23 protein-coding genes are annotated in these 23,898 nt (G+C 64.1%); 11 read left to right on the forward strand and 12 right to left on the reverse strand.

Translation table 11 applies throughout. From position 1 onward, the window contains the following. The first annotated feature begins 134 nt into the window (after positions 1 to 134). Both BW975_RS11815 and BW975_RS11820 read left to right on the forward strand, forming a co-directional pair. Positions 135 to 968 (forward strand): prephenate dehydratase, encoded by an 834-nt coding sequence (locus tag BW975_RS11815; protein ID WP_076534246.1) that lies wholly within the window; start codon positions 135 to 137, stop codon positions 966 to 968. Between the two features lie 255 nt (positions 969 to 1,223). Further along, entirely contained in the window at positions 1,224 to 2,063 is an 840-nt protein-coding gene (locus BW975_RS11820) for a hypothetical protein (protein WP_076534249.1), read from the forward strand. Between the two features lie 69 nt (positions 2,064 to 2,132). On the opposite strand, the gene BW975_RS11825 is transcribed toward BW975_RS11820, so the two are convergent. Beyond that, positions 2,133 to 2,600, reverse strand: coding sequence for an SRPBCC family protein (locus tag BW975_RS11825; protein WP_076534251.1), 468 nt, complete (start codon positions 2,598 to 2,600; stop codon positions 2,133 to 2,135). A gap of 94 nt (positions 2,601 to 2,694) precedes the next feature. Further along, a complete protein-coding gene (nudC, locus tag BW975_RS11830; RefSeq protein ID WP_076534253.1) occupies positions 2,695 to 3,657 on the reverse strand; it encodes an NAD(+) diphosphatase in 963 nt (320 codons plus the stop codon). Positions 3,658 to 3,918: 261 nt separating this feature from the next. On the opposite strand from nudC, the gene BW975_RS11835 reads away from it, so the two are divergent. From BW975_RS11835 to BW975_RS11845, 3 genes are all read left to right on the forward strand, one after another. Further along, the gene (locus BW975_RS11835) at positions 3,919 to 5,826 is read left to right on the forward strand and encodes a bifunctional 2',3'-cyclic-nucleotide 2'-phosphodiesterase/3'-nucleotidase (protein ID WP_076534255.1); all 1,908 of its coding nucleotides are present in this window, start codon (positions 3,919 to 3,921) and stop codon (positions 5,824 to 5,826) included. Between the two features lie 91 nt (positions 5,827 to 5,917). Continuing rightward, positions 5,918 to 6,832 (forward strand): MBL fold metallo-hydrolase, encoded by a 915-nt coding sequence (locus tag BW975_RS11840; protein ID WP_076534257.1) that lies wholly within the window; start codon positions 5,918 to 5,920, stop codon positions 6,830 to 6,832. 55 nt (positions 6,833 to 6,887) lie between these two features. Further along, positions 6,888 to 7,289 (forward strand): metallopeptidase family protein, encoded by a 402-nt coding sequence (locus BW975_RS11845; RefSeq protein WP_076534259.1) that lies wholly within the window; start codon positions 6,888 to 6,890, stop codon positions 7,287 to 7,289. Between the two features lie 7 nt (positions 7,290 to 7,296). Here BW975_RS11845 and wrbA read toward each other — a convergent pair whose 3' ends face one another. Beyond that, on the reverse strand, positions 7,297 to 7,887 hold the full coding sequence (gene wrbA, locus BW975_RS11850) for an NAD(P)H:quinone oxidoreductase (RefSeq protein WP_076534261.1): 591 nt from the start codon (positions 7,885 to 7,887) through the stop codon (positions 7,297 to 7,299). 128 nt (positions 7,888 to 8,015) lie between these two features. Continuing rightward, positions 8,016 to 9,716, reverse strand: a complete 1,701-nt coding sequence (locus tag BW975_RS11855; RefSeq protein ID WP_076534263.1) for an NAD+ synthase — start codon at positions 9,714 to 9,716, stop codon at positions 8,016 to 8,018. A gap of 151 nt (positions 9,717 to 9,867) precedes the next feature. Between BW975_RS11855 and BW975_RS11860 the strand changes: the two genes are divergently transcribed. After that, positions 9,868 to 11,418: an MORN repeat-containing protein gene (locus BW975_RS11860; RefSeq protein WP_083687091.1), complete on the forward strand. Its 1,551-nt coding sequence runs from the start codon at positions 9,868 to 9,870 to the stop codon at positions 11,416 to 11,418. A 30-nt stretch (positions 11,419 to 11,448) separates the two neighbouring features. Next, positions 11,449 to 11,892, forward strand: coding sequence for a GFA family protein (locus BW975_RS11865; RefSeq protein ID WP_076534265.1), 444 nt, complete (start codon positions 11,449 to 11,451; stop codon positions 11,890 to 11,892). Here the strand turns inward: BW975_RS11865 and holA are convergent. Genes holA through leuS form a run of 3 tightly spaced genes read right to left on the reverse strand, consistent with a single transcriptional unit; the run spans position 11,889 to position 15,976 of the window. Beyond that, a complete protein-coding gene (gene holA / locus BW975_RS11870; RefSeq protein ID WP_076534267.1) occupies positions 11,889 to 12,914 on the reverse strand; it encodes a DNA polymerase III subunit delta in 1,026 nt (341 codons plus the stop codon). The two genes, BW975_RS11865 and holA, sit on opposite strands and share 4 nt — an antisense overlap. Beyond that, a complete protein-coding gene (gene lptE / locus BW975_RS11875; protein ID WP_076534269.1) occupies positions 12,911 to 13,408 on the reverse strand; it encodes an LPS assembly lipoprotein LptE in 498 nt (165 codons plus the stop codon). The genes holA and lptE overlap by 4 nt, the downstream gene beginning before the upstream one ends. Positions 13,409 to 13,429: 21 nt before the next feature. After that, positions 13,430 to 15,976, reverse strand: coding sequence for a leucine--tRNA ligase (leuS, locus tag BW975_RS11880; protein WP_076534775.1), 2,547 nt, complete (start codon positions 15,974 to 15,976; stop codon positions 13,430 to 13,432). A 185-nt stretch (positions 15,977 to 16,161) separates the two neighbouring features. Between leuS and BW975_RS11885 the strand changes: the two genes are divergently transcribed. Then, the gene (locus BW975_RS11885) at positions 16,162 to 17,412 is read left to right on the forward strand and encodes a glycosyltransferase (protein WP_076534271.1); all 1,251 of its coding nucleotides are present in this window, start codon (positions 16,162 to 16,164) and stop codon (positions 17,410 to 17,412) included. A 21-nt stretch (positions 17,413 to 17,433) separates the two neighbouring features. Here the strand turns inward: BW975_RS11885 and BW975_RS11890 are convergent, their stop codons facing one another. Then, positions 17,434 to 17,934 carry a DUF3576 domain-containing protein gene (locus BW975_RS11890; RefSeq protein WP_076534272.1) on the reverse strand — a complete coding sequence of 167 codons (501 nt, stop codon included), beginning with the start codon at positions 17,932 to 17,934 and terminating at the stop codon, positions 17,434 to 17,436. Positions 17,935 to 18,114: 180 nt separating this feature from the next. Between BW975_RS11890 and BW975_RS11895 the strand changes: the two genes are divergently transcribed. Continuing rightward, the gene (locus tag BW975_RS11895; protein ID WP_076534274.1) at positions 18,115 to 18,768 is read left to right on the forward strand and encodes a YggS family pyridoxal phosphate-dependent enzyme; all 654 of its coding nucleotides are present in this window, start codon (positions 18,115 to 18,117) and stop codon (positions 18,766 to 18,768) included. 119 nt (positions 18,769 to 18,887) lie between these two features. On the opposite strand, the gene BW975_RS11900 is transcribed toward BW975_RS11895, so the two are convergent. The 3 genes from BW975_RS11900 to BW975_RS11910 form a co-directional block, all read right to left on the reverse strand. Then, positions 18,888 to 19,250 (reverse strand): H-NS histone family protein, encoded by a 363-nt coding sequence (locus BW975_RS11900; protein ID WP_076534276.1) that lies wholly within the window; start codon positions 19,248 to 19,250, stop codon positions 18,888 to 18,890. Positions 19,251 to 19,343: 93 nt separating this feature from the next. Further along, a complete protein-coding gene (locus BW975_RS11905; RefSeq protein ID WP_170846608.1) occupies positions 19,344 to 19,847 on the reverse strand; it encodes a L,D-transpeptidase family protein in 504 nt (167 codons plus the stop codon). Positions 19,848 to 19,859: 12 nt separating this feature from the next. Further along, the gene (locus BW975_RS11910; protein ID WP_076534278.1) at positions 19,860 to 20,885 is read right to left on the reverse strand and encodes an NAD(P)/FAD-dependent oxidoreductase; all 1,026 of its coding nucleotides are present in this window, start codon (positions 20,883 to 20,885) and stop codon (positions 19,860 to 19,862) included. 64 nt (positions 20,886 to 20,949) lie between these two features. Between BW975_RS11910 and mnmC2 the strand changes: the two genes are divergently transcribed. Together mnmC2 and BW975_RS11920 are read left to right on the forward strand one after the other, a co-directional pair. Then, the gene (gene mnmC2, locus BW975_RS11915; RefSeq protein ID WP_076534280.1) at positions 20,950 to 21,627 is read left to right on the forward strand and encodes a tRNA (5-methylaminomethyl-2-thiouridine)(34)-methyltransferase MnmC2; all 678 of its coding nucleotides are present in this window, start codon (positions 20,950 to 20,952) and stop codon (positions 21,625 to 21,627) included. Beyond that, positions 21,624 to 22,490, forward strand: coding sequence for a DMT family transporter (locus BW975_RS11920; RefSeq protein WP_076534282.1), 867 nt, complete (start codon positions 21,624 to 21,626; stop codon positions 22,488 to 22,490). The genes mnmC2 and BW975_RS11920 overlap by 4 nt, the downstream gene beginning before the upstream one ends. Positions 22,491 to 22,570: 80 nt before the next feature. Here the strand turns inward: BW975_RS11920 and BW975_RS11925 are convergent, their stop codons facing one another. Next, positions 22,571 to 23,779, reverse strand: coding sequence for a lytic murein transglycosylase (locus BW975_RS11925; protein WP_076534777.1), 1,209 nt, complete (start codon positions 23,777 to 23,779; stop codon positions 22,571 to 22,573). Between the last annotated feature and the right edge of the window lie 119 nt (positions 23,780 to 23,898).

The following is a 23,898-nucleotide window of genomic DNA, read 5'->3' on the forward strand; positions in this document are numbered from 1 at the left end:
CTTCCATTTGATATCCGTTGGCCGCGTATCTATCCGCTTCCCCTCCCCTTGCGCAAGGTATAGTTTCCGCGACCAAATGCCCGCCCTGCCCCGATCACGGCGCCCGCGGGCGACGGCACGGGGGACAGCACGACATGAGCCAGATCATTGCCTTTCAGGGCGAGCCGGGAGCCTATTCGCATCAAGCCTGCTTGCAGACCTATCCCGACGCCACGCCCCTGCCCTGCCGCACCTTCGAGGATGCGATCGAAGCGGTGCGCAGCAATGCCGCGCATCTGGCGATGCTCCCGGTCGAGAATTCCACTTTCGGCCGGGTCGCCGATATCCACCATCTGCTGCCCGGCACCGGGCTGCACATCATCGCCGAAGCGTTCGTTCGGGTGGAAATCGCGCTTCTGGCCGTGCCCGGCACGCCGCTGAAGCGGATCGAAAGCGCAATGAGCCACGCGATGCTGTTGGGCCAGTGCCGCGCGTTTCTGGGCGCGCATGGCATCGCCCGCGTCACTGGCGCCGATACCGCCGGATCGGCCCGCGAGGTCGCCGAGCTGAACGATCCGGCCATGGCCGCCTTGGCCAGCCCTCTGGCGGGCGAGATCTATGGTCTCGACATTCTGGCGCGCGGCATCGAGGACGAGGGAAATAACACCACCCGCTTCCTGGTAATGTCGCCGACACCCGACAGGGCGCGCCGCGGCACGGCAGGCATGATGACCAGTTTTGTCTTTGAGGTGCGCAATATTCCGGCCGCGCTTTACAAGGCCATGGGCGGATTCGCGACCAATGGCGTCAACATGACCAAGCTTGAAAGCTACATGGTGGGCGGATCTTTTACCGCTACACAGTTCTATTCCGACATCGAGGGGCACCCGGATGATGCGAATGTTGCACTCGCGCTGCAGGAACTCGATTATTTCACCAGCCAAGTGACAATTCTGGGCGTCTACCCGCGCGATCCGCGTCGGGACTGACCAAACGCCTTCCTGCGTTGACGATCGAACGTCCATCCGGCCTCCGGATGGGCGTTTTTTCATGGTCGGAGGTTACAGCCCCTCACGCCGGAGGACGAAAGCAGTCACGCCGAAGTGACGCATTGCGAGGCCAGAGTCACAGGGTTGCGAGGCGGGTTTTTAATTTAGACCATTAGGTTCATATTCATCTCACAGCACGGCGACAGACGCCCTACACCACATTGAATAACGCAACCAGCACAAAGGATTAACACAATGACACGCTTTGCACTCATCGCCCTTATCGCCGCCACCGCCACCGCCGGCCCCGCACTGGCAGTCGGGTTCACCTCGTCCGCCAATGAAGCCGTCGCGGCCCGTGACATCGCAGATCGCCAACACGGCTTTCAGATCAGCGAACTGAGCGCCGACGAGCGTGGCGGTCTCAACACGACGCCCAACGCCCGTGACATCGCGGACCGCGAAGACGGCTTCCAGATCAGCGAGCTGAGCGCCGAAGAGCGTGGCGGCTTCAACACGACACCCAACGCCCGCGATATCGCAGACCGCGAAGACGGCTTTCAGATCAGCGAGCTGAGCGCCGACGAGCGTGGCGGCCTCGACACGACGCCCAATGCGCGTGACATCGCAGACCGCGAAGACGGCTTTCAGATCAGCGAACTGAGCGCCGACGAGCGTGGCGGCCTCGACACGGCACCCAACGCCCGCGATATCGCAGACCGCGAAGACGGCTTTCAGATCAGCGAGCTGAGCGCCGACGAGCGTGGCGGCCTCGACACGACGCCCAATGCGCGTGACATCGCAGACCGCGAAGACGGCTTTCAGATCAGCGAACTGAGCGCCGACGAGCGTGGCGGCCTCGACACGGCACCCAACGCCCGTGACATCGCAGACCGCGAAGACGGCTTCCAGATCAGCGAGCTGAGCGCCGACGAGCGTGGCGGTCTCGACACGGCACCCAACGCCCGTGACATCGCAGATCGCGAAGACGGCTTTCAGATCAGCGAGCTGAGCGCCGACGAGCGTGGCGGTCTCGACACGACGCCCAACGCCCGTGACATCGCAGACCGCGAAGACGGCTTCCAGATCAGCTAAAAAATGTAGTGGTCGCATTGCAAAAGGCGTCGGACTGCGGTCCGACGCCTTTTCGCATGTCGCATTATGTCACGCGTTACGCATGTATCGCTCTTCCAGCTCCTTGGCGTAGGAGGCGACACGCATCTCGAAGCGTTTGGTCACATTGCCCCGCGCCAGCTTAAGCGACTGCAGCATCAGACGCGCCGACAGGTTCTTTGCCTTCAGCTCGCAAGTCAGCGCGACCCGGGTACGACCGCGCGACAACGCCACCAGCTCGACCACCAGATCGCCACTCAAGGACTTGCCGATCCCCTCAAAGCGCATCATCGCGGGGGGCTCAAACGTGACGAGCGTGACTTCCAGCTGTCGACGCTTGCCCTTCATCTGAAACGAGGTGTCCCAAATCATGCCAGCGGCGGGCGGGGTATGATCCAGCTTACGCTGAATTTCGGCGCCGCGGCGCAGGATCGACCGCTCGATCGCGGCGAAGTCGGAGAGTTGCGCAAAGACGAAGTCGATCGGCGCTTCGATATCTTCGCGGGTCGTGAAAATCATGTTGGTGCCCTGTTTCGATGCACCGCTTCGGGTGCTTTGCAGCGCGGGTCGCAAAATAGGCCCCGGCGCGTGATGCCTCGTCGCTATTGTCGCCTCATTCAAGATTGTCCGCAAGCCAGTTGCGCAGCAGGAATTGCGCAATGGCGCCCTCGCGTGCGGGCATCAAGAAGGCGTGCTGCCCGGCGAATGCGTCCATTAACTCTTCACGTGTGATCCAGACGGCATCCTCGATCTCGACCGGGTCAATCTGTATTTCCGTGGTGCGCGCCGTGCCGCGCATCCCCATCATCAGCGATGCCGGAAAGGGCCATGGCTGACTGGCAAGATAGCTGACCTCGCCCACCTCGACATGCGTCTCTTCCCAGACCTCGCGCCGCACCGCGGCCTCCAGCGTTTCGCCCGGTTCGACAAAGCCGGCAAGCAGCGAATACATTCCCTCGGGCCAGCCGGGCGAGCGGCCCAGCAGCACCGAATTGCCATGCGTGATCAGCATGATGACGACGGGATCGGTGCGCGGAAAGTGATGCGCGCCGCAGGCCGGGCAAAGGCGCTGCCACCCGGCTTGCGTGATGTTGCTTGCCGCACCGCAGCGCGCGCAAAACCCGTGAATGTCGTGCCAGCCGGACAGCGCACGAGCGGTTGCCGCCAGGGCCGCGTCATCGGCGGTGAGCACTGTCATGATGCGCCGCAGTTCGGCAAAGACGCCGGCTTCCAGCGCCGGGTGGCGCTGCTCGGTCGGGTCGGAAAATGTGTCGATGACGCCGGGCGCATCGCCCACATCCGGCTCCCAGCGCGAAATGTCATGCGCAAAGATCAGCTGGCCATCCTCTTCGCGGCCCAAGAAGATGCGGCGCGCACCGTCCAATACCGGGTGATCCATCGGCAATCTGATCAGCGGCGCCAGCGCGCCTTCGGCAACCAGGGGTTTGCCGCGCCATGTCAGGATCGTCTGAGCGCGCGAACCTTGCCGCAGCGCCGCGTCCAAATCGGTGCCGCGCAACTCGGCGGCACGGTCCAGCGTGCCACCTCCGAAAGTCACCGTCTCTGCCAACCTCACCCGCGCTCTCCCCCGCTCGCCCCATCCCGCCGGGGTGCCACGAAGGCCCGCCCCGCGCAAGCCGTGCATGCAGTGACGCAACACTCCCCGCGGAAATCCGGTTTTCGCTTTAAGGTTGCATCATAAGTCTTTGTAAATTCTTGTGGGTGTATTAGCCCAAAAAGGGACGGGCGCCCGAAAACCCACCCCGGCGCAGACTGCAATGATTACCAAAGACGACCCTCTACACTGAAAAATCCCCAAGGGCCCAAGGGAGAAAGCATGAACGTCATATCAGCCGCCCCAGACAGGGTCGACGCCGCCACACCATTGCCGGACGGCACGACGGCGCAACTACGCCTGCTGGGAACGACCGATCTGCACGCACATGTGATGGCCTACGATTATTACGCTGACCAAGGTGGGCAGCCTTACGGGCTGGTGCGCATCGCAACCGCCATCCGCGCCGCCCGCTCCGAAGTGCAAAACACCTTGCTTTTTGACAATGGCGACGCGCTTCAGGGGACGCCGATGGGCGATCTGACGCTATGCCCGAAAACGCGTTGGGCTGGCCCAAGCCCCGTCATCGATGCAATGAATGCGCTTGGCTATGACGCGGCGGGCCTCGGCAATCACGAATTCAACTTCGGCATCGACTGGCTGGTGCGGACAATTGGCGCTGCCGCGCATCCTGTGACCTGTGCCAATGTCGAGATACCAAGCGGCGCCGCGCGGCGCGACTGGCCGGTCAAGCCCTATCTGATCCTCGATCGCTTGCTGACATGCGAGGATGGCACGCAGCATCCAGTGCGCGTTGGCGTGCTGGGCCTGGTGCCGCCGCAGATCACCATGTGGGATCGGCTGCATCTGGATGGCCGCCTGGCCGTCCATGACATGGTCGAGACCGCGCGCTGGACCATCCCGCGCCTGCGGGCCGCGGGCGCGGATCTGGTCGTCGTGCTGGCCCATAGCGGCATTGGCGCAGAAACCCACGAGGCGATGGCAGAAAACGCGGCGCTCGCCCTCGCGGGGCTGGACGGGGTCGACGCGATCATGACGGGGCATAGTCACGGTCTCTTTCCAATTGGCGGCGCCACAGAGGGCAGCGGTGGCGTCGACCACGGCCGTGGCCTGCTGGCGGGTGTGCCTGCAGTCATGGCAGGTGCCTGCGGTGGTCACCTGGGCGTTCTTGACCTGGCGCTAGAGGCGCGAGAGGGGCGATGGGCCATCGCCGGCCACGGCGCCGCCTTGCGCAGCGCAGCGTCGCTGCCCTGCGATCCGCCGCTCGAGGCGCGGCTGGCAGCGGCGCATCAGATGACGCTGCAACATATGCGACAGCCCATAGGCACGGCCGCGATGCGCCTGCACAGCTACCTCGCCCTGGCGCGGCCCGACGCATCGGTTTCGGCGCTCAATGCGGTGCAGACGCGGCTGATGACGCGCAGGCTGAGAGGTACAGCATATGAGGGCAGAGCGGTGCTGTCGGCCACGCCCGCCTTCAAGACCGGCGGGCGGGGCGGCCCCCGCAACTTCACCGACCTGCCGGAAGGCACCCTTTCGGTGCGCCATGCGGCCGATCTCTATCCTTTTCCCAACCGCCTTTGCGGGATCGCGATCAGCGGCGCGGACTTGCGCGACTGGCTGGAGCGCGCGGCGATTTGCTTTGCAAGGCTGCACCCCGGCGTGCCGGATCAGGTGCTGCGCAACATGAATGTGCCGGGGCATGATTTTGACGTCATTTCGGGTGTCACCTACAGTCTCGATCTGACCGCGCAACCGCTCTATGACCGGATGGGACAGCGCCAGCCGGGCACGCTCGGGCGTGTCCGCGATCTGCGCCATCATGGCAGGTCAGTCGCAGACGAGGCGCAGTTCATTCTCGCCACGAACACCTATCGCGCCTTCGGTGCGGGCGCTTTCGCTCCGATCCCGCGGGAGCGCATCGTGCATATATCGGACAGCCTGTTGCGGCAGGATCTGACAGATGAGGTGGGGCAAACACCCCTTGCCCCGACGCCGGACTATGAGAGCAACTGGCGTTTTTCGGCCATTCCCGGCGCGTCGGCCCTTCTGGATACCGGGCCGGGCCTGCGCAGCGATCCTGCGGCGATGGCCGCGCTGGTCGCTGAGGGCGCTGTGGATCTGGGCGATGTCGAGGGCGGCTTCTGCCGCATCCGCCTGCCTTTTTGACCCCGCCTTCACGCACGCAATGCAGTCACGGATTTGTGAGCGCGCCCATACCCGGCACGCGCTACTTAAAGTCGCAGCAACAAGGAGACACATGATGAGCACTTCCCACATAACCCGCCGCACCCTTCTGGGCGCGGCTGCCGCGCTGCCCTTGGCCCATGCTGCAAAGGCCGCCGCCCCGATGATGGGCGCCTCCGCCGCGATCCATCGCCGCGTCGCGCTGGGGGGATTCGAAGTTACGACTTTGCTGTCGGGTTCGATGCCGCGTGATGATCCGCATTCGATTTTCGGCCTCGACGTGGATGCCGAAACGTTCAGCCAGGTCGCGAATGACGCTCTCTTGCCCACCGACAAGGCGCAATTCTTCTTTACGCCGACGCTGGTCAATACCGGCAAAGAGCTGGTTCTGTTCGATACCGGCCTCAACCCCGAGGGCATCACCGCTGCGCTCGAGGCCGCCGGATACACAGCCGATCAGGTAGACATCGTGGTGCTGACGCATATGCACGGCGATCACATCGGCGGGCTCAGCGGCGACAATGGCACGACCTTCGCCAATGCGCGCTACATCGCGGGTGCGGTCGAATATGACCACTGGGCTGCCGCCGGGAATGACGGCTTTGACTCCAAGGTGCGCCCGCTGGCGGAACAAACGACCATGATCGCCCCCGGCGAGGATGCGGCCTCAGGCATCACCGCAGTCGAAGCCTTCGGTCACACGCCGGGTCACATGGCCTACCGCATCGAGAGTGAAGGCAAATCCCTGCTGATCGCCGCCGACTTCGCCAACCATCCGGTCTTCTCGCTTGAACAGCCGGATTGGGAGGTGAAATTCGACATGGACAAACCCGCCGCCGCCGCCACACGGCGCAAGCTTCTGGACATGCTGGTGGCCGAGCGGATGCCGTTTATCGGCTATCACATGCCGTTCCCCGCCATGGGCTTTGTCGAGGCACGTGGCGATGGCTATGGTTATGTTCCCGAGAGCTATCAGCTCCGTCTCTGACTGAAGCTGAAAGACCTGCACCGCGCAGCTTTCCTTCGCGCGGCGCAGGCCCCATATGGGTAGGATGAAACCCACCCCCACCCTCGCCCGGATCGAAGAGATCGCGCTGGCCGCAATCGCCGTGCTGCCAGCGCCCTTCGCAGCCGCCGCAAGGCAAGTGGTGCTGCAAGTCGAGGATCTTCCGGACGCCCGCATGCTCGCCGATCTGGGCATGGACGATCCGATGGAGCTGACCGGGCTCTACGATGGCGTCCCGATGACCGAGAAATCAACCGCCTTTCCCGCGCCTTATGCCGATACGGTCTGGCTTTTTCGCCAGCCGATCCTTGCGGAGCTGGAAACGCGCGAGGGGGTCACGCTGGAAGAGCTTGTGGCCCATGTGACAGTGCATGAGTTCGCCCATCATTTCGGGTGGTCAGATGACGACATCGCCAGCATCGACCGTTGGTGGGAATAGCCGGGCCTTAGCTGCCCAGCTTGTCCGCGATCCCAATCATGCGCTTGGTTTGATGCCGGATCGCGCCCTTGACGGTGTCGTTGACCTCCCCCGCGATCGCCGTCGCACCATAGGGGTTGCCCAGCTCGAACATGATGTCATCGGTATAGCCCGGCGCGGCCACGATGCAGCCCCAGTGAATCAGCGTGGCGTGCAGGTGCATCAATGTGGTCTCCTGCCCGCCATGCGCGCTCTGGGTCGAGGTCATGCCGCCCGCCACCTTGTTCGCCATCACACCCTTTTGCCACAGCGGGCCCAGCGTGTCGAAAAACGCCTGCATCTGGCTGGGCATGGACGAAAACCGCGTCGGCGCCGAGATCAGATAGGCGCTCGCCCATTCCATATCCTCGGGAGCGGCCTCGGGGATGTCCTTCATCCGCGCGACTTGCTCTGTCCAGGCGTCCTGCCCGTCAATCACCTCTTGCGGCGCCGTCTCGCGCACACGGCGCAAGCGCACCTCGGCACCCGCCGCACGCGCCGCCTCTTCTGCGCAAGTCGCCATCTCGTGATTGGTGCCGTAGGTGGAATAAAACAGGATCAAAAGGCGTGTGCCGGACATTTGGGTCTCCTTGAACGGGGTTCCCCTAAGCAATGCACTGCCGGCCTCTTTCGTTCCCGCGGCACGCCGCGCGTGGCTCCAATTTCATCTTGGCAAAAATACTCGATCGCGCGCAGCGCGTCCCGCAGTCAGCCTGCCGCGCCGTCCCGCCAGCGATTGGCGATTGGATATCGCCGGTCCAACCAGAAGGCATGTTTGCTAAGGCGCGTGCCCGGCGCGGACTGAAAGCGTTTGTATTCGCTGATATAAATCAGATGTTCGACCCGCGCCGCATCTTCGCGGCTAAAGCCTGCCTTGACGCAGTCGTCAATGCTGCCATCCCCGTCGACCAGGATCTGCAGTATCGCATCCAGCACCGGATAATCGGGCAGCGAGTCGCTGTCTTTCTGGTCCTCTCGCAGCTCGGCCGAGGGCGGCTTGTCGATGATGCGCGGCGCGATCACCTCGCCCTCCGGGCCCATCATCCACGCGCGATGAGTGGCGTTGCGCCAGCGGCACATCTCGAACACGCGGGTCTTGTAGAGGTCCTTGATCGGGTTGTAGCCGCCATTCATGTCGCCATAGATCGTGGAATAGCCCACCGCGACCTCGGATTTGTTGCCCGTGGTCAGCAGCATTTCTCCGAACTTGTTGGACATCGCCATCAGCAAAAGGCCCCGCAGGCGGGATTGGATGTTTTCTTCGGTCAGGTCTTCGGCGTGTCCGGCAAAGAGCGGTGCAAGCGTTTCGGTGATCGCCGCGCGCCCCTTGTCGATAGGCACAAAATCATAGGCGCAGCCCAGCGCCTCGGCCACGGCCTGCGCGTCATCAAGCGACGCCTGGCTGGTATATTCCGAGGGCAGCATGACGCAGCGCACGTTGCCCGCACCCAGTGCGTCCGCGGCGATGACCGCAACGATGGCCGAGTCGATGCCCCCCGAGAGGCCCAGCAGCACCTTCTTGAAGCCGGTCTTGCGCATGTAATCGCGCAAGCTGAGGACCATGGCGTGATAATCCTGCTCCATCTGGTCCGGGATATGCGCAAGCACCCCGGCCTCGGCGCGCCAGCCCTCGGGGCCTTGAATGAAATCAACATGGGCCAGCCCGGTCTCGAAAACCGGCATCTGCACCGCCAGCCCGCCGGCGGGGTTCAGCACGAAACTGCCCCCGTCGAACACCTGATCGTCCTGACCGCCCACGAGGTTGAGGTAGACCAGCGGCAGGCCCGTCTCGACCACGCGGCTGACCATGATGGTCTGGCGCGTCTCCATCTTGCCCCGGTAATAAGGCGAGCCGTTGGGCACCAGAAGGATCTGCGCGCCTGTCTCGGCGAGCGTCTCGGCCACGTCCTCGTGCCAGGCGTCCTCGCAGATCGGGCTGCCGATCCGCACCGGCCCGACCGTATAGGGCCCCGCCACGGGGGCCGAGCCGTAAAGGCGCATCTCATCAAACACCGTCTCGTTGGGCAGGTGATGCTTGAGCACGCGCGCCGTCACAGTGCCGCCTTGAAGGACGTAATATGCGTTGAAGAGTTCCGCCCCCTCCAGTGCCGGGCCGCCGATCGCAATCGCAGGCCCGTCTGCGCAGTCGGCGGCGAGCGCGTGGATGGCCGCGATCGCCTCCTGGTGAAAGACGGGCTTCATCACCAGATCCTGGGTGTTGTACCCGGTAGCGAACATCTCGGGCAGGGCCAGCATGTCGGCGCCCGCGTCCCGCGCCTCGGCCCAGGCGGCGCGGACTTGCGCGATATTGCCTTTGATGTCGCCCACGGTAGCATTCAGTTGGGCCAGCGTCAGGCGAAACCTGCCGGAGGTGCCTGAGGTGTCGGACGTACCGGGCCGATGGGACATTCTGCGCTTCCTTCCGTTTCGCCCCAACATCTAGCAGACGCGCGCGCGGAGGAAAGCCGATTTGACCGAATCGCGTTGCCCCGATGGGGGCGGTCCTTTACCTTCTGCCAAAGCCGCGCGACGTCGCGGGCAAGGGCATCCGGGGCAGGCAATGGTATCCATTACGGCAAGGCAATTCGTATTCGCAGTCACTCTGGCGCTTGGCGCGGGCATGAGCGCATCCGGCGCGTACGCGCAAGATGACGCGATTCAGACCAAGCAATATGACGATGGCGGCGTTTACGAGGGCACGTTCAAGGATGGCCTCCAGCACGGCACCGGCACCTACACGCTGCCCAACGGCTATGAATATACCGGCGATTGGAGCGAGGGCGAGATCAAGGGCAGCGGCACGGCGCGCTTTCCCAACGGATCCGTTTATGAGGGCGAGTTTGCCCTGGGCAAGCCCAATGGCGTGGGCAAGATCGTCTTTACCGATGGCGGCACCTATGAGGGCCAGTGGGTCAACGGCAAGATCACGGGGCGCGGCACGGCCGTCTATGCCAATGGCGTCCGCTATGAGGGCGAGTTCCTGAACGCGATGCATCACGGGCGCGGCACGATGACCTCGACCAATGGCTATGTCTATGAGGGCGATTGGGTCGAGGGTATCAAGGAGGGCAGCGCCTCGATCACCTACCCCGATGGCGCCACCTATGAGGGCGAAGTCCGGCGCGGTGCGCGCGACGGCACCGGCACGCTGACGATGCCCGACGGTCTGATCTACTCCGGCCTCTGGAAGGACGGGCAGATCGACGGCGCGGGCAAGCTGACCCAGCCCAATGGCGATGTCTACGAGGGCGATCTGGTCGCGGGCCGCCGCGAGGGCGAGGGCCGCGTTGTTTATGACAACGGCGATATCTACGAAGGCCAGTTCGTCGATGACAAGCGCGACGGTCAGGGCACCTTCACCGGGACCGACGGCTATGTCTATACCGGCTCCTGGGTCGCGGGGCGCATCTCGGGCTCAGGGCGGGTGACCTATCCCGACGGGTCGGTCTACGAGGGCGAATTCCGCGACGATCAGGCCAATGGCGAGGGCAAGATCACCTATGCCAATGGCGACACTTACGAGGGCCAGTGGGTCGACGGGGTGATCGAAGGCGTTGGCCGCGCGACCTATACCAGCGGCCTCGTCTATGATGGCATGTTCAAGAATGCGCGCAATCACGGCCAGGGCGTGATGACCTATGCCGACGGCTACCGCTATGAGGGCGACTGGGTCGAGGGCGAGCGCGAAGGCCAGGGCACGGCCACCTACCCCGATGGCACCGTCTATACCGGCGGCTTCACCGCCGGGCAACGCGACGGTCAGGGCAAGATCGAGATGCCCGACGGCTTCGTCTACGAGGGCGAGTGGCAAAACGGCGAAATCAACGGGCGCGGTGTGGCCACCTATGCCAATGGTGACGTCTACGAGGGGCTTTTTGTCGATGGCAAGCGCCAGGGCACCGGCACGATGCGCTACGCGACCGGTCAGGAAGAGACCGGCCAATGGCAGAACGGCGCGCTGGCCGCCGAGCCGGGCAAGCCCGCGACGAATGCAGCGCCCGAGGGCGCACCCGCGGCGACAGCCGACAGCGTACCAGAAGCCGCATCCGAGACCGCAGCGCCTGAGACCGCAGCGCCTGAAACAACAGACGACACCGCGCCCGCCGAGTAAGTCTGGGCCGCGCATTTGGAGATCAAGGCAATGCCCCATACCGGATCCTGCCTGTGCGGCGCCGCCAAATTCACCATTACCACCCCCGTCAAGCAGGCAGCAGCCTGCCATTGCAGCATGTGCCGCAAATGGTCGGGGGGCATTCTGACATCCGTCGAGGTGCCGAAGGATGGACTGGAGATTGGCGAGAGCGCGCCAATAGGCGTCTATTCCTCCTCCGACTGGGGCGAACGGGCATTTTGCACCCGCTGCGGCAGCGGGCTCTGGTTCCGTTTGACCATGGCAGGCCCGCAGGATGGGACATTCTACGTCAATATGGGCGCGCTCGACGATCCGTCGGGGATCACCCTCGCCGAAGAGCTGTTCATCGACGAGAAGCCGGGCGGCTACGCGCTGAGCGGCGATCACCACCGCATGACTGGCGCCGAATTCTTTGCCATGATCGAGGCAGGATGCCCGCCCGGCAGCGACTAGCGCCGCACCATCATCGCCAGCCGGATCAGCGCCCTCTCGACCAAGGCCATTTGCGGCGCCGTCTGCCCGGCCGAGCGCAGGGTCAGGTCCACTTCGGTCAGAACGCCCAGCGCTGATTGCAAATTGGCCGCGCCCCATGCCTGCGCCTGCCGCTGCATCCGGTCGCGGCGCGGGCCAAAGACCGGCGGGCGCATCCGCGCGATGCCCTGGCTGACGCCACCGGGATCGGAGGCCGCCGTGTAGAGCCCCCGGAAATGCCGCGAGGCCGCGATGACGAGGCCGACGGGCTGCACGCCCTGGGCGCGCAACTGCTTCATCATCGGTCCGATCTCGCCCGACCGGGCCTCGGCCACGATATGCAGGATGTCGTCCAGATCCGCCTCGACCGAGGCGGGCGCGCAGGCGGCGATATCCTCGGGTGTGACGGGGCCGTCATCGTTCAGCTTGTATAGGGCCAGCTTCTCCACTGTCTGACGAAAATCGCCGGGGTCGAGCGCGCGGCCAAGGTCATTGAGGTCGCGCATCGCCTCTTGGCCGATATTCTTCAGGCCAGATTTTTGCAGCATCGCCTCGATCTCGGCGCGGCTGGGCGGCTCTTCATAAATGGCGGCGGCGTAAGCGTTTTTATGCGCCTCGAAGGTCTTGCGCAGTTTGGATGTCGGCTTGAGCTGGCCCGCCGTCACGATGATCTGCGCATCGCCCTCGCGCCAATCCTCCAGCGCCGCAAGTATGGGCGCAGCCAGCGCCTCGGTGGCGTCCTCGACAAAGGCGACGCGCGGGCCGGGAAAGAAACTGGCCGCCTTGACCGCGTCGTTAAGCCGCGCGGGATCCTTGCGCAGCTCGCCCGCCGGCATGCGGGTGACGCGCATCTCCTCCTCGCCCGTGGGGCCGACAAGGGCCGCGATCACCTCGGCCCGGCGCAGCGCGATGCGCATCGCATCGGCGCCGTAGATCAGAAGGCCCGCGCGCGCCGCCTCGGGGCGGGCGAAATAGCCGGGCGCGTCGCGGGGGCTAAGCTTCATAGGCCCGATCTGGGCGCGGCCACGATCAGCCGTGTGATGATCTGATCAGTCAGCATGGTCATCAGCCGCTCGCGCGCGTCCCGCTCGGCGGCCTGCGTTGCAACTGTCGAGCCGGAGGCGGAATAGCCGGTGAAATTGCTGACCTTGCCACTGGTGATGACCGCCTGCGTATTCAGATCCCGCAGCGCATAGGTCACCGCGCCCAGAAGATTATAGCGCGTGGTGACGTTGGTCGCGGAAATCGCCACGGATTCGGATTCGATGCCGACCGAATAGCTGAGGCCATATTGCCCCGGATCGGCACGGCCCAGCCGCGCCTCAAGCTCGCGCACCAAGAGGAATCCTTCACGCGTGACCGGATCATCGGCCAGCACGGCGCCTTGCAATGCGGTCCCCGCACCATTCACACCGTAGACCGGGGTAAAGCCGCATGCCGGCAGCACAGCCAGAAGGCCAAAGGCAAAGGCGCGGCGCGTGGGGTGGGGTAAGCTCAAGGGATTGCTCCTACTGCGCGATCAGATCACGACGTTGACGATACGGCCCGGCACGACGATCACCTTCTTGGGCGCGCCGCCCTCCAGCGCCTTTTGCACAGCATCCGTCGCCAGTGCGATCTTTTCAACCTCATCCTTGGGCATGTCCTGCGGCACCTCGATTTCGGTGCGCCGTTTGCCGTTGATCTGGACCGGCAGCGTGATCGTGTCGTCGATCAGCATGGCAGGGTCCGCCGCCGGCCAGGGTGCCAGCGCGACAAGGCCCTCGCCGCCCAGCATCGTCCACAGCTCTTCGGCCAGATGCGGCGTCATGGGCGACATCAGCTGCGCCAGCGTGCGGGCCGCCGCGCGCCTGGCCGCCGTACCCGCCTCGCTTTTGGCGAGTGCGGCGGTGAAGGCGTAAAGCCGCGCGATGGCCGCGTTGAAGCCGAAGGATTCGACCCCTGTGCTGACATCGTGAATGGCCTTGTGCATCTCGCGCAAGAGCGCCTCATCGGCCTCGGGCGCGTCCGGCGCGTCGCTGGCCGCGATCTCGGACGCGATGCGCCAGACGCGGGCCAGATGCTTGTGCGCGGCCTCGGCGCCGGCAGCGGTCCATTCCACATCCCGCTCGGGCGGGCTGTCGCTGAGCACGAACCAACGCGCGGTATCGGCGCCATAGGCGTCGATGATCTGGGCCGGATCGACGACGTTCTTCTTGGATTTCGACATCTTGGCCGAAGGGATGATCTGAACCTCGGTGCCATCGGCCAGTTTGCCGTCCGTCACGTCCTCGGGCAGGTGATAGACCGCGCGGCCGTTGGCATCGCGGGTCTGATAAATCTCGTGCGTCACCATCCCTTGGGTAAAGAGCGCATTGAAAGGCTCGACCGCCTTTTGCGGCAGGTGGCCGGTGATGCGCATCGCGCGGGCGAAGAAGCGGCTGTAGAGGAGGTGCAGGATCGCGTGCTCGATCCCGCCGATATACTGGTCCACATTCATCCAGTATTCCGCCGCTGCCAGATCGGTGGGCGTGTCCGCATGCGGCGCGGTGAAGCGCGCGAAATACCACGAGCTGTCGACGAAGGTGTCCATCGTATCCGTCTCGCGCCGCGCCGCTGCGCCGCATTTGGGGCAAGGCGCATCGCGCCATGTCGGATGCCGGTCCAACGGATTGCCCGGCACGTCGAAGGTCACATCATCAGGCAGACGGATGGGCAGGTTTTCCTTGCGCTCCGGCACCACGCCGCAGGTGTCGCAATGGACCACGGGGATCGGGCAGCCCCAGTAGCGCTGGCGCGAAAGGCCCCAATCACGCAGGCGGAACTTTGTCACGCCATGGCCAACGCCGTTATTTTCGCAAAACGCGATGGCGGCATCAATTGCGGTATGCGCCGTCTGGTCCGCCTCGCCGGCAAAGCCGCGGATGTAATGGACGATCTGCGTCTTGGGCGGCACGAAGGCTTCGGTGAATTCTTCGCTCGCCCCTTGCTCGGGCAGGAAGGTCGGGATGATTGGCAAACCATATTTCACCGCGAAGTCGAAATCGCGCTGGTCATGCGCCGGGCAGCCGAATACGGCGCCGGTGCCATAGTCCATCAGCACGAAATTGGCGACATAGACCGGCAATTCCCAAGACGTATCGAAGGGATGGCGCACGGTCAGGCCGGTGTCATAGCCGCGCTTTTCCGCCTTCTCCAGCGCCTCTTCGGTGGTCCCGCCCTTGCGGCACTCGGCTGAAAACGCGGCCAGATCCGCATCGCCCTGCTCCAGTTTCCTGGCAAGCGGATGATCGGGCGATATGGCAATGAAACTGGCGCCCATCAGCGTGTCGGGTCGGGTGGTGTAGACCTCGACGCGGTCATGACCTTCGGGGCCGTCACCCAGGCCAAAGGCAAATTGCAGGCCGCGCGATTTGCCGATCCAGTTTTCCTGCATCAGCCGGACCTTGGCGGGCCAGTCGTCAAGGCCGTCCAGCGCCTCCAGGAGTTCCTCGGCCATGTCCGAAATGGCAAAAAACCATTGGGTCAGCTCGCGCCGCTCAACCTCGGCGCCGCTGCGCCAGCCGCGCCCGTTCTCGACCTGCTCGTTCGCCAGAACGGTCATGTCCACCGGATCCCAGTTGACGACCGCGTTCTTGCGATAGACCAGCCCCGCCTCCAGCATGTCGAGGAAGAGCGCCTGCTGCTGGCCGTAATATTCTGGATCGCACGTGGCGAATTCGCGGGACCAGTCGATGGAAAGGCCCAGCGGCTTCATCTGTTTGCGCATCTCGGCGATATTGCCGTAGGTCCAATCCTTGGGATGGCCGCCAATCGCCATCGCGGCATTCTCGGCGGGCATGCCGAAGGCGTCCCAGCCCATCGGGTGCAGCACGTTATGCCCCGTCGCTAACTTGTGCCGCGCGATCACGTCGCCCATCGTGTAGTTGCGCACATGGCCCATATGGATGCGCCCCGACGGATAGGGGAACATCTCGAGCACGTAATATTTCGGCTTGTCGCCGCCCGCCTCGGCGCGGAAAATTCCGGCTTCGTCCCAGGCTTTTTGCCAGTTGGCTTCGATCTCGGCGGCGGAATAGCGGGGCATGGCAGGCTCTTTCACGGGCATTGAAATTGGCGCGAGGCAGCGCGCAGTCATTGGCAAAGGGTGATAGGCCGCGCGCGCGCCAGCGTCCAGTGGCGCGGCACAAAAATGCGAGGCTTTGCAGGCCATCGGCGCGCGCCTATACAAGGTTCAGACCCCGAACCGGGCACCGCAGGCAGGCAGGCGCGATGAAAATCCTCTTTATCCATCAAAATTTCCCCGGCCAGTTCAAGCATCTGGCCCCTGCCCTTGCCGCGGCGGGCCATGAGTGCACCGCGCTGACGCTGAAAGTGAAAGAACAGTCCACCTGGCGCGGCGTCCGCGTTATCCCCTATGCCCTGCCCGAGCGGCGCGCCCAGCAGGTGCATCCCTGGCTGATCGACCTCGACACCAAAGTGACGCGCGGCGAGGCGTGCTGGCGCGCGGCGCGCGCGCTGGCGGATGAAGGCTATGCGCCCGATCTGATCCTGGCGCATCACGGCTGGGGCGAATCGATGTTCCTGCGCGATCTGTGGCCGGGCGCGCGCATGGCGCTTTATTGCGAGCTTTATCATCAGGCGGGCTATCCGCATCTGGATTTCGATCCGGAATTCGCCAGCGAAGAGCCCGAGGTGCAGCCTCTGCGCATCCGGCTGAAAAATCTTGGCAACCATCTGCACTTCCCGGTCGCCGAGGCGGGGCTAAGCCCGACGGAATTTCAGGCCGATACCTTCCCGCCCGAATTTCGCAACCGTATCACCGTTTGCCATGACGGAATCGACACAAGCTGGTCGGCGCCAAAGCCCGATGTAAAGGTCACTTTGAAGGGCCACGCGCCCTTCACGCGGGACACTGAGGTCATCACATTCATCAACCGCAATCTTGAGCCCTATCGCGGCTATCATGTCTTCATGCGGGCGCTGCCCGATCTTCTGCGCGCACGTCCCGATGCCCGTGTGATCATCATCGGCGGCGATGAGACCAGCTACGGCAGCGCGCCGCCCAAGGGCCGAACGTGGAAGCAGATCTTCCGCGAGGAGGTGGCGGACCGCATGATGCCGGACGACTGGCGCCGCGTGCATTTTCTGGGGCGCATCCCGCACGAAGATTTCACGCGCATCCTGCAGCTGAGCCGGGTGCATGTCTACCTGACCTACCCGTTCGTCCTGAGTTGGTCATTGATGGAGGCAATGTCCTGCGGCGCGGCCATCGTCGCCAGCGATACGGCGCCCGTGCGCGAGGTGATTACGGATGGCGAGACGGGGCTGCTCGTGGATTTCTTCGACCGTCAAACCCTTGTGCGCCGGGTGAGCGAGCTGCTTGACGACGAGGAAGCCCGTGCGCGGCTGGGCGCGGCGGCGCGCAAGTCGATGATCGAAAAATACGATCTGGAGACCATCTGCCTGCCCCGACAGATGGCGTGGGTGAATGAGATCATGGAAACGCCGCTCGTCACCTGAGTGACGGGCTGCGCGCCTTTGTCAGTAGTTTTCGGCTTGGATACGCAGCTGACGGGCGCGCGACAGGATCGCGTCCTCGACCGCGCGGCGCGTATCGGCATCGACCGGCCCGCTTTGCGACGACAGCGCCACGTTCAACGAACGCGCGTCGAGCGCCGGATCGCTGATCAGGATCGTTGCGCGATAGGCACGCCCACCGCCGGGCGGTATCCCGTAGCCCGTCGAGATCACGCCGGTGAACGGGTCTGCGGATTGGATGGGCAGGAAATCAAGGACTTGCAATGATGCCGTCCAAAGGTAGCGGTTGACTTTGACGCTGGCATCGCCGCCGCGAAAGATATCGAGGATCGAGCCGCCCGGCTCGCTCGGTTTGACGCCGACGCGCGCGGGCCCTTTGGCCTCACGTCCACTTTCGACGACGACTGCATCGGGATCGAATGTTGCTGGCTCGTCCCCGCAGGCACCCAAAATCGTCAGTGCCGCAAGGGCGCAGACCGCGCGTTTAACCGAATAGAGCATCATGTTACCGTCCGACGTTGCCTCATCCCCTAGTAACCAACGCGGCGGGACGGGGCAAGGTGTTTGCGGCAAGGCGGCGCTGGCAGGTTGCGCCGGTGCGCCAAGGTGCCGCCTTGCGCCTTTGCATCCTGCCGCGCAGAGGTTTAACTGCCAGCGAATGCAACACCTGATCAAGAGCGTCTCATGAGCCTGACCGAAATTACCGCCCGCATGGATGCTGCCCTTTCCGCTGCCGGACGCAGCGCCGATAGCGCGGCACTGATCGCAGTCTCGAAGGTGCAGCCCGACAGCCGCGTAGAAGCGGTGTTGCAGGAGGGCCACCGTATATTCGGCGAAAACCGCGTGCAGGAAGCCGCAGGGAAATGGCCCGCCTTCCGAGAGAAATACGATGGAATCGAATTGCATCTGATCGGCCCGCTGCAAACCAACAAGGTCCGCCAAGCCTTCGAGCTCTTCCAGGTAATCCATTCCGTGGACCGTCCGAAGCTGGCCAAGACAATCGCTCGCATCGCGGAAGAAGAAGGGCATTGCCCCGAACTTTTTATCCAGATCAACACCGGCGAAGAAGATCAGAAGGCGGGTGTTTCGCCCAAAGACGCTGATGATTTCATTGCGGAATGCCGCGCGCTGGATTTGCCCATCAAAGGATTGATGTGCATTCCGCCCGCCGAGGAAGAACCCAGCCTGCATTTCGCCCTATTGGCAAAAATCGCGAAAAGAAACGATTTGGCGGGATTGTCGATGGGAATGAGCGGAGATTTCGAATCCGCCATTGCACAGGGCGCCACGCATATCCGCGTCGGAAGTGCGATTTTCGGAGAACGCGATTACGGCTGAGCGTCGCAGAGCGGTATCGGCTGTGCTCCAGCAAAGAACGCGACCCCTTTCGGCGCCGCGTTCATGCTCATTCTAATTATCGGGCGAGGTCATGACACCGCGCCGAGGCATATGACAGATCAATCCTTGATCCGCATCGTTTCGATGTCGATGCCTTTTTCGCGTGCGTCCTTGATCCATGCAGGCGGACGGCCACGACCGCTCCAGGTCAGCTTTGGGTCGTCCTTGCTGCGGTATTTCGGCGCTGCCGGGGCGCGCGATTTCGGCTTGGGGTTGGAGCCCGTCGGCGTGACCGCGCCCTCGGACTTTCGGCCGGGTACCAGGTCATCCAGCGAATAGCCCAATTGCTTGGCTTTTTCGCGCACCGCATTCAACGCTTCCTTGCGCTGGCGCTTGTCGCGGCCTGCCAATTCACGTTCGACTTTCTTCTGCAACGATTTGAGTTCCTGAATACTCAGCGACTTGAGATCATGATTTGCCATTAGACACCCTGTGGATTGTTTTTTAATTTCTTAGGCGGATTCTGACAAAAGCGCAAAAGAAATGCGCAATTATCGGCCACGGCAACGCGCAAATCAGATGGAATTGGGAACGACAAATCGCGTTCCCGGCGTAATTTCCCGCGCAAGGCGATAAAGATCGCGCCTTTTCAACGCAAGGCAGCCTTCGGTTGGGAATCCCGGACGGCGCCATTGATGAATGAATATGCAAGATCCCTTTCCCGGCGTGGCCACCGGCCAATTCCAATCTGTTACCAGGATCAGATCATAGAGCGGATCAGCGCGGCGCAGCGCCTCGTGGCTCTGCGCGTAGGGTGCGCGCACATGGGTATTGTAGGCGGCATCCTCGGGCGCGTCCGACCAAAGATCGCCCGGCAGGATCGGCTCGGCCCAGGGCGCCGGCGGCGCGATCCGGTCGGGCCGATAAAGCGTCATCACCACGCGGTGGATACCTGCAGGTGTCGCGCCGTCGCCCTCGCGCTTGTGGGTGCTGATGCCGCCGCGCCCGATGCTGCACGGATAGCGGCGCCCGCGATAGATCAGGCCAAGCGGGGTCAATGTCATGTCGTCAAATCGCATCTGCGGCCTTTCCTATAGCGACGCCTCGGGGCGAAAGCCGGGCGGGATATCATCCTGCCCGTTCAGCATCAGATCCGCCATCACCTCACCCACCTTGGGCGCCATGCCAAAGCCGATCTTGAAGCCGCCATTGGCAATGAATTGGCCGGGATGCAGCGGATGCGGGCCCAGCATCGGTGCGCGGCTGCGGCTGCGGGGGCGCAGGCCGGCCCAGCGCGCGATCACGGGCGCCTCCGCCAGTGCCGGAAACGCAACGCAGGCGGTGGCGATGAGGTCATCGAGCTGCGTGTCGGTCTCCAGCCCGTCGAACACGCGCTCGGTCGTCGATCCTACGGCGGTGGTGCCGTCGGCATGGGGCACGATATGCAGCCCGCCGGCAAAAAGCTGCGGATGGTCCGGCATGGCGAAATCAAAGAGCGCCGCCTGCCCCTTGATCGACGCACCGACTTGACGGGGATGCGCGGCATTGAGGGCCGCCAGATCGGCGGCGCCGGTCGCCCATACCACACGCCCCTCATCCGCGCCGTCGGACGCGATGCGCCCACCGCGGGCGGTGATCGCGGCGGCCAGCGCGGCGCAGGCCTGCGCCGGATGCACCCGCGCACTCAGCGTGTCGTGGATGACGAGGCCGCTGTCACACCGTGGCGGATGCGCGAACGCCTCGGCGCGCGCCACCTGCCAGACCGCGCGTCCCTGCCAGAGCGTTTCGGCCCCTTGCCCGCGCGCCTCTGCCAGCGCTTCGGCGCCCTGCTCCAGCGGTTGCAGCCGCCCGGTGCGCGCGTAGCCCGGCGATTTGCCCCCGGCCTCTTCGACGTCGCGCCAGAACGCTTCGGCCATCAAGAGGCTGTCGAGTTGAAACGCCTTCTTGTCATTCCAGTTCTCGGGCACATGCGGCGCAAGCGCACCGACGATACCGCCCGAGGCGCAAGCGCCCGGACCGCCCGGGTCGATGACCTGCACGCGGGCGCCGCGCAAACTGCAGCACCAGGCTATAGCCAGCCCGAATACCCCTGCCCCGCGCACCGTTATATCGGCCATTGCCATCCCATTGCTCCCGCTTCATGGTCGCGTCATTCAGCGCCATCTCATAAAGGACCGCGCCATGCAGGACCAGCGCGCCGAGCTGGACTGGCGTCAGGGCGATGTGCCCGTATCGCGCCGCTTTGACGATCCGTATTTCAGCCTCGATGACGGTCTGGCCGAAACCGGCCATGTTTTCTTGCAGGGCAACGATCTGCCCGCGCGGTTTCGGGACGGGTTTGCCGTGGCCGAACTGGGCTTTGGCACGGGTCTTAACATGCTGGCCTGCGCCGAGCAGTGGGCTGCGCATGGCGCACCCGGCACGCTGCACCTGACATCGTTCGAGGCCTATCCAATGGAAGCCGCCGACATGACGCGCGCGCTTGCCGTCTTTCCGCAACTAAGGGCGCGGGCCGCGCCCCTTATCGAGGCATGGCAGGACGGCAGGTACGAAATCGATCTGGGCGATGGCGTGAAACTGACGGTTATCATAGGCGACGCGCGCGAGACGCTGCCGCGCTGGCCGGGCCGCGCCGATGCGTGGTTCCTCGACGGCTTCTCGCCCGCGCGCAACCCCGAACTGTGGGAGCCGGATCTGCTGAACGCTGTCTTCGCGCATACCGCGCCGGGCGGCACGGCGGCCACCTACAGCGCCGCCGGCCATGTGCGCCGGGCTCTAAAGGACGCAGGATTTGCCGTCGAGCGCGCGCCCGGCCATGGCCGCAAACGCCACATGACCCGCGCGAGGATGCCCGAATGATCGAACAGAACGCGCGCCTCGGTGTCTGGCTGATGGTGGCGACCACATTCGTCTTTGCAGTGCAAGATGGTCTCTCGCGCTATCTGGCGGGCGAATACAATGTCTACATGGTCATCATGGTGCGGTTCTGGTTCTTTGCCGCCTTCGTCATCGCCCTGTCGGCGCGGCGCAAGGGCGGGCTGATGAGGGCCGCGCGCACGCGCCAGCCGATCTTGCAGACGTTTCGCGCCGCGCTCTTGATCACCCAGATCTGCGTGATGGTCACGGCCTTCACGCTGCTGGGACTGGTCGAAAGCCACGCCATATTTGCGTCTTACCCGCTGCTGATCGCCGCGCTGTCGGGCCCGGTCCTGGGCGAGAGGGTGGGCTGGCGCCGCTGGACGGCCATCGGCATCGGATTTGTCGGCGTACTGATCATTCTCGAGCCAGGCTTTGCCGTGTTCGATCCGCTGGCCGTCATTCCAATCATATCCGCGCTGTTATTCGCGCTTTACGGTCTGCTGACACGCTTTGCCGCGCGCAAGGATACGGCCGCGACCAGCTTCTTCTGGACGGGTGTGGTAGGCATGATAGGAATGACGGCGGTCGGCATGTGGTTCTGGCAACCGATGGAGGGCGGAGACCGCTGGCTGATGGCATTGCTCTGCGTCACAGGTGTGCTGGGTCATTTCACCCTGATCAAATGCTACGAGGTGGCCGAGGCCAGCGCGGTGCAGCCCTTCGCGTATCTCCAGCTGGTCTTCATCACTGTCATCGGCATTTTCGTCTTCGGCGAGACGATCCGCACGAATGTGGCCGTTGGCGTGGCCATCGTGGTGGGCGCCGGGCTCTTCACGCTCTGGCGCCAGCGCAAGGCGGCGTGAGGTCCAGGATCCAGCCCACGCCTCCGGCGCGAGTATTTTCGGAACAATGAAAGCTCTGGGCGATTCCAGAGGCGTTGAAATCAGCCGCCGAGGGCATCCAGCAGGTCTTCGGTGGGAAAGCCATCGGCGCTCATCCCCGCAGATTTCTGGAACTCCCGGATCGCGTCGATCGTATTGGGGCCGATGATGCCGTCAATCTTTTCCACGGCGAAGCCCCGGTTTTGCAGACGGCGCTGCAATTCGCGGCGCTCGGTCGCGCTGATCGCGCGGTGCTGGCGCGGCCACGGGGCTTCGATGGCCGGGCGCCCCTTGAGGCGGTCCGACAGATGGCCGACACCGATCACGTAAGCGTCTGCCTTGTTGTACCGCTCCAGCACCTCGAAATTGTCGAAGATCATGAAGGCGGGGCCGCCTGCGCCACCGGGCAGCAGGATCGAGGCGGGGCCGTGGTCCGGCACGGTTTGGCCCCTCGTGTCGCGGATGCCTTCGGCGGCCCAGGCCGAGGGGGTCTGCGGAAGGGTGCGCCGTGCGCGGACCGGATCAAAACCCTCGGGCAGACGGATTTCGACACCCCAGGGCTGATCCTTGGTCCAGCCGAAATGGGCCAGATAGGCCGCGGTCGAGGCCAACGCATCCGCCGGATCGTCAGACCAGATATCGCGCCGCCCATCGCCAGTGAAGTCAACCGCATGAGCGAGATACGAGCTGGGCATGAATTGCGTATGGCCCATGGCGCCCGCCCAACTGCCGGTCATGGCGCCCGGCGCGACATCGCCCGATTGAACGATGCGCAGCGCGGCCATCAACTCCTCCTCGAAGAACGCCCCGCGGCGGCCATCATAGGCCAGTGTGGCCAGCGCACCGATCAAGGGCGTGTCCCCGCGCACGGCGCCAAATGCGCTCTCGAGGCCCCAGATGGCGGCGACGATTTCCTTGTCGACGCCGTATTTCTGCTCGATCAGGCGAAGCGTCCTGCCCTGCCGCTTGAGCGCGGCACGCCCGCCCGCGATGCGCGAGTCTGACACGGCGGTGTCGAGATAGTCCCAAATTTGCTTGGAGAATTCTGACTGGTTGCGGTCCAGCCGGATGATGCCCGCCTCGTACCGAGCGCCCGCAAAGGCCGCATCGAGCGTGCGCTTGGCAATACCTTGGGTAATGGCGCGGCTGCGAAAATCCGCCAGCCATTTTTCGAAACCCGCGTCCGACGTGGCTAGGCGCAATGCAGTGGCCTGCAACCCGTCGGGCCGGGACTGGGGGCGCAGATCACTCTTGGTATCGGCAAGCGTCATCGTGGCGCCAAACGAGAGAAGCAGCGCCGCAGCGCCTGTTTTGAGATACGTCACGTTGGCCTCCTGTCCCGCAAACTTGCCCGATGGGGTTGTTTCATATTACGCAACAATCGGCGGCC

This window comes from Roseovarius nanhaiticus, assembly GCF_900156535.1.
Classification (GTDB): Bacteria; Pseudomonadota; Alphaproteobacteria; order Rhodobacterales; family Rhodobacteraceae; genus Roseovarius; species Roseovarius nanhaiticus.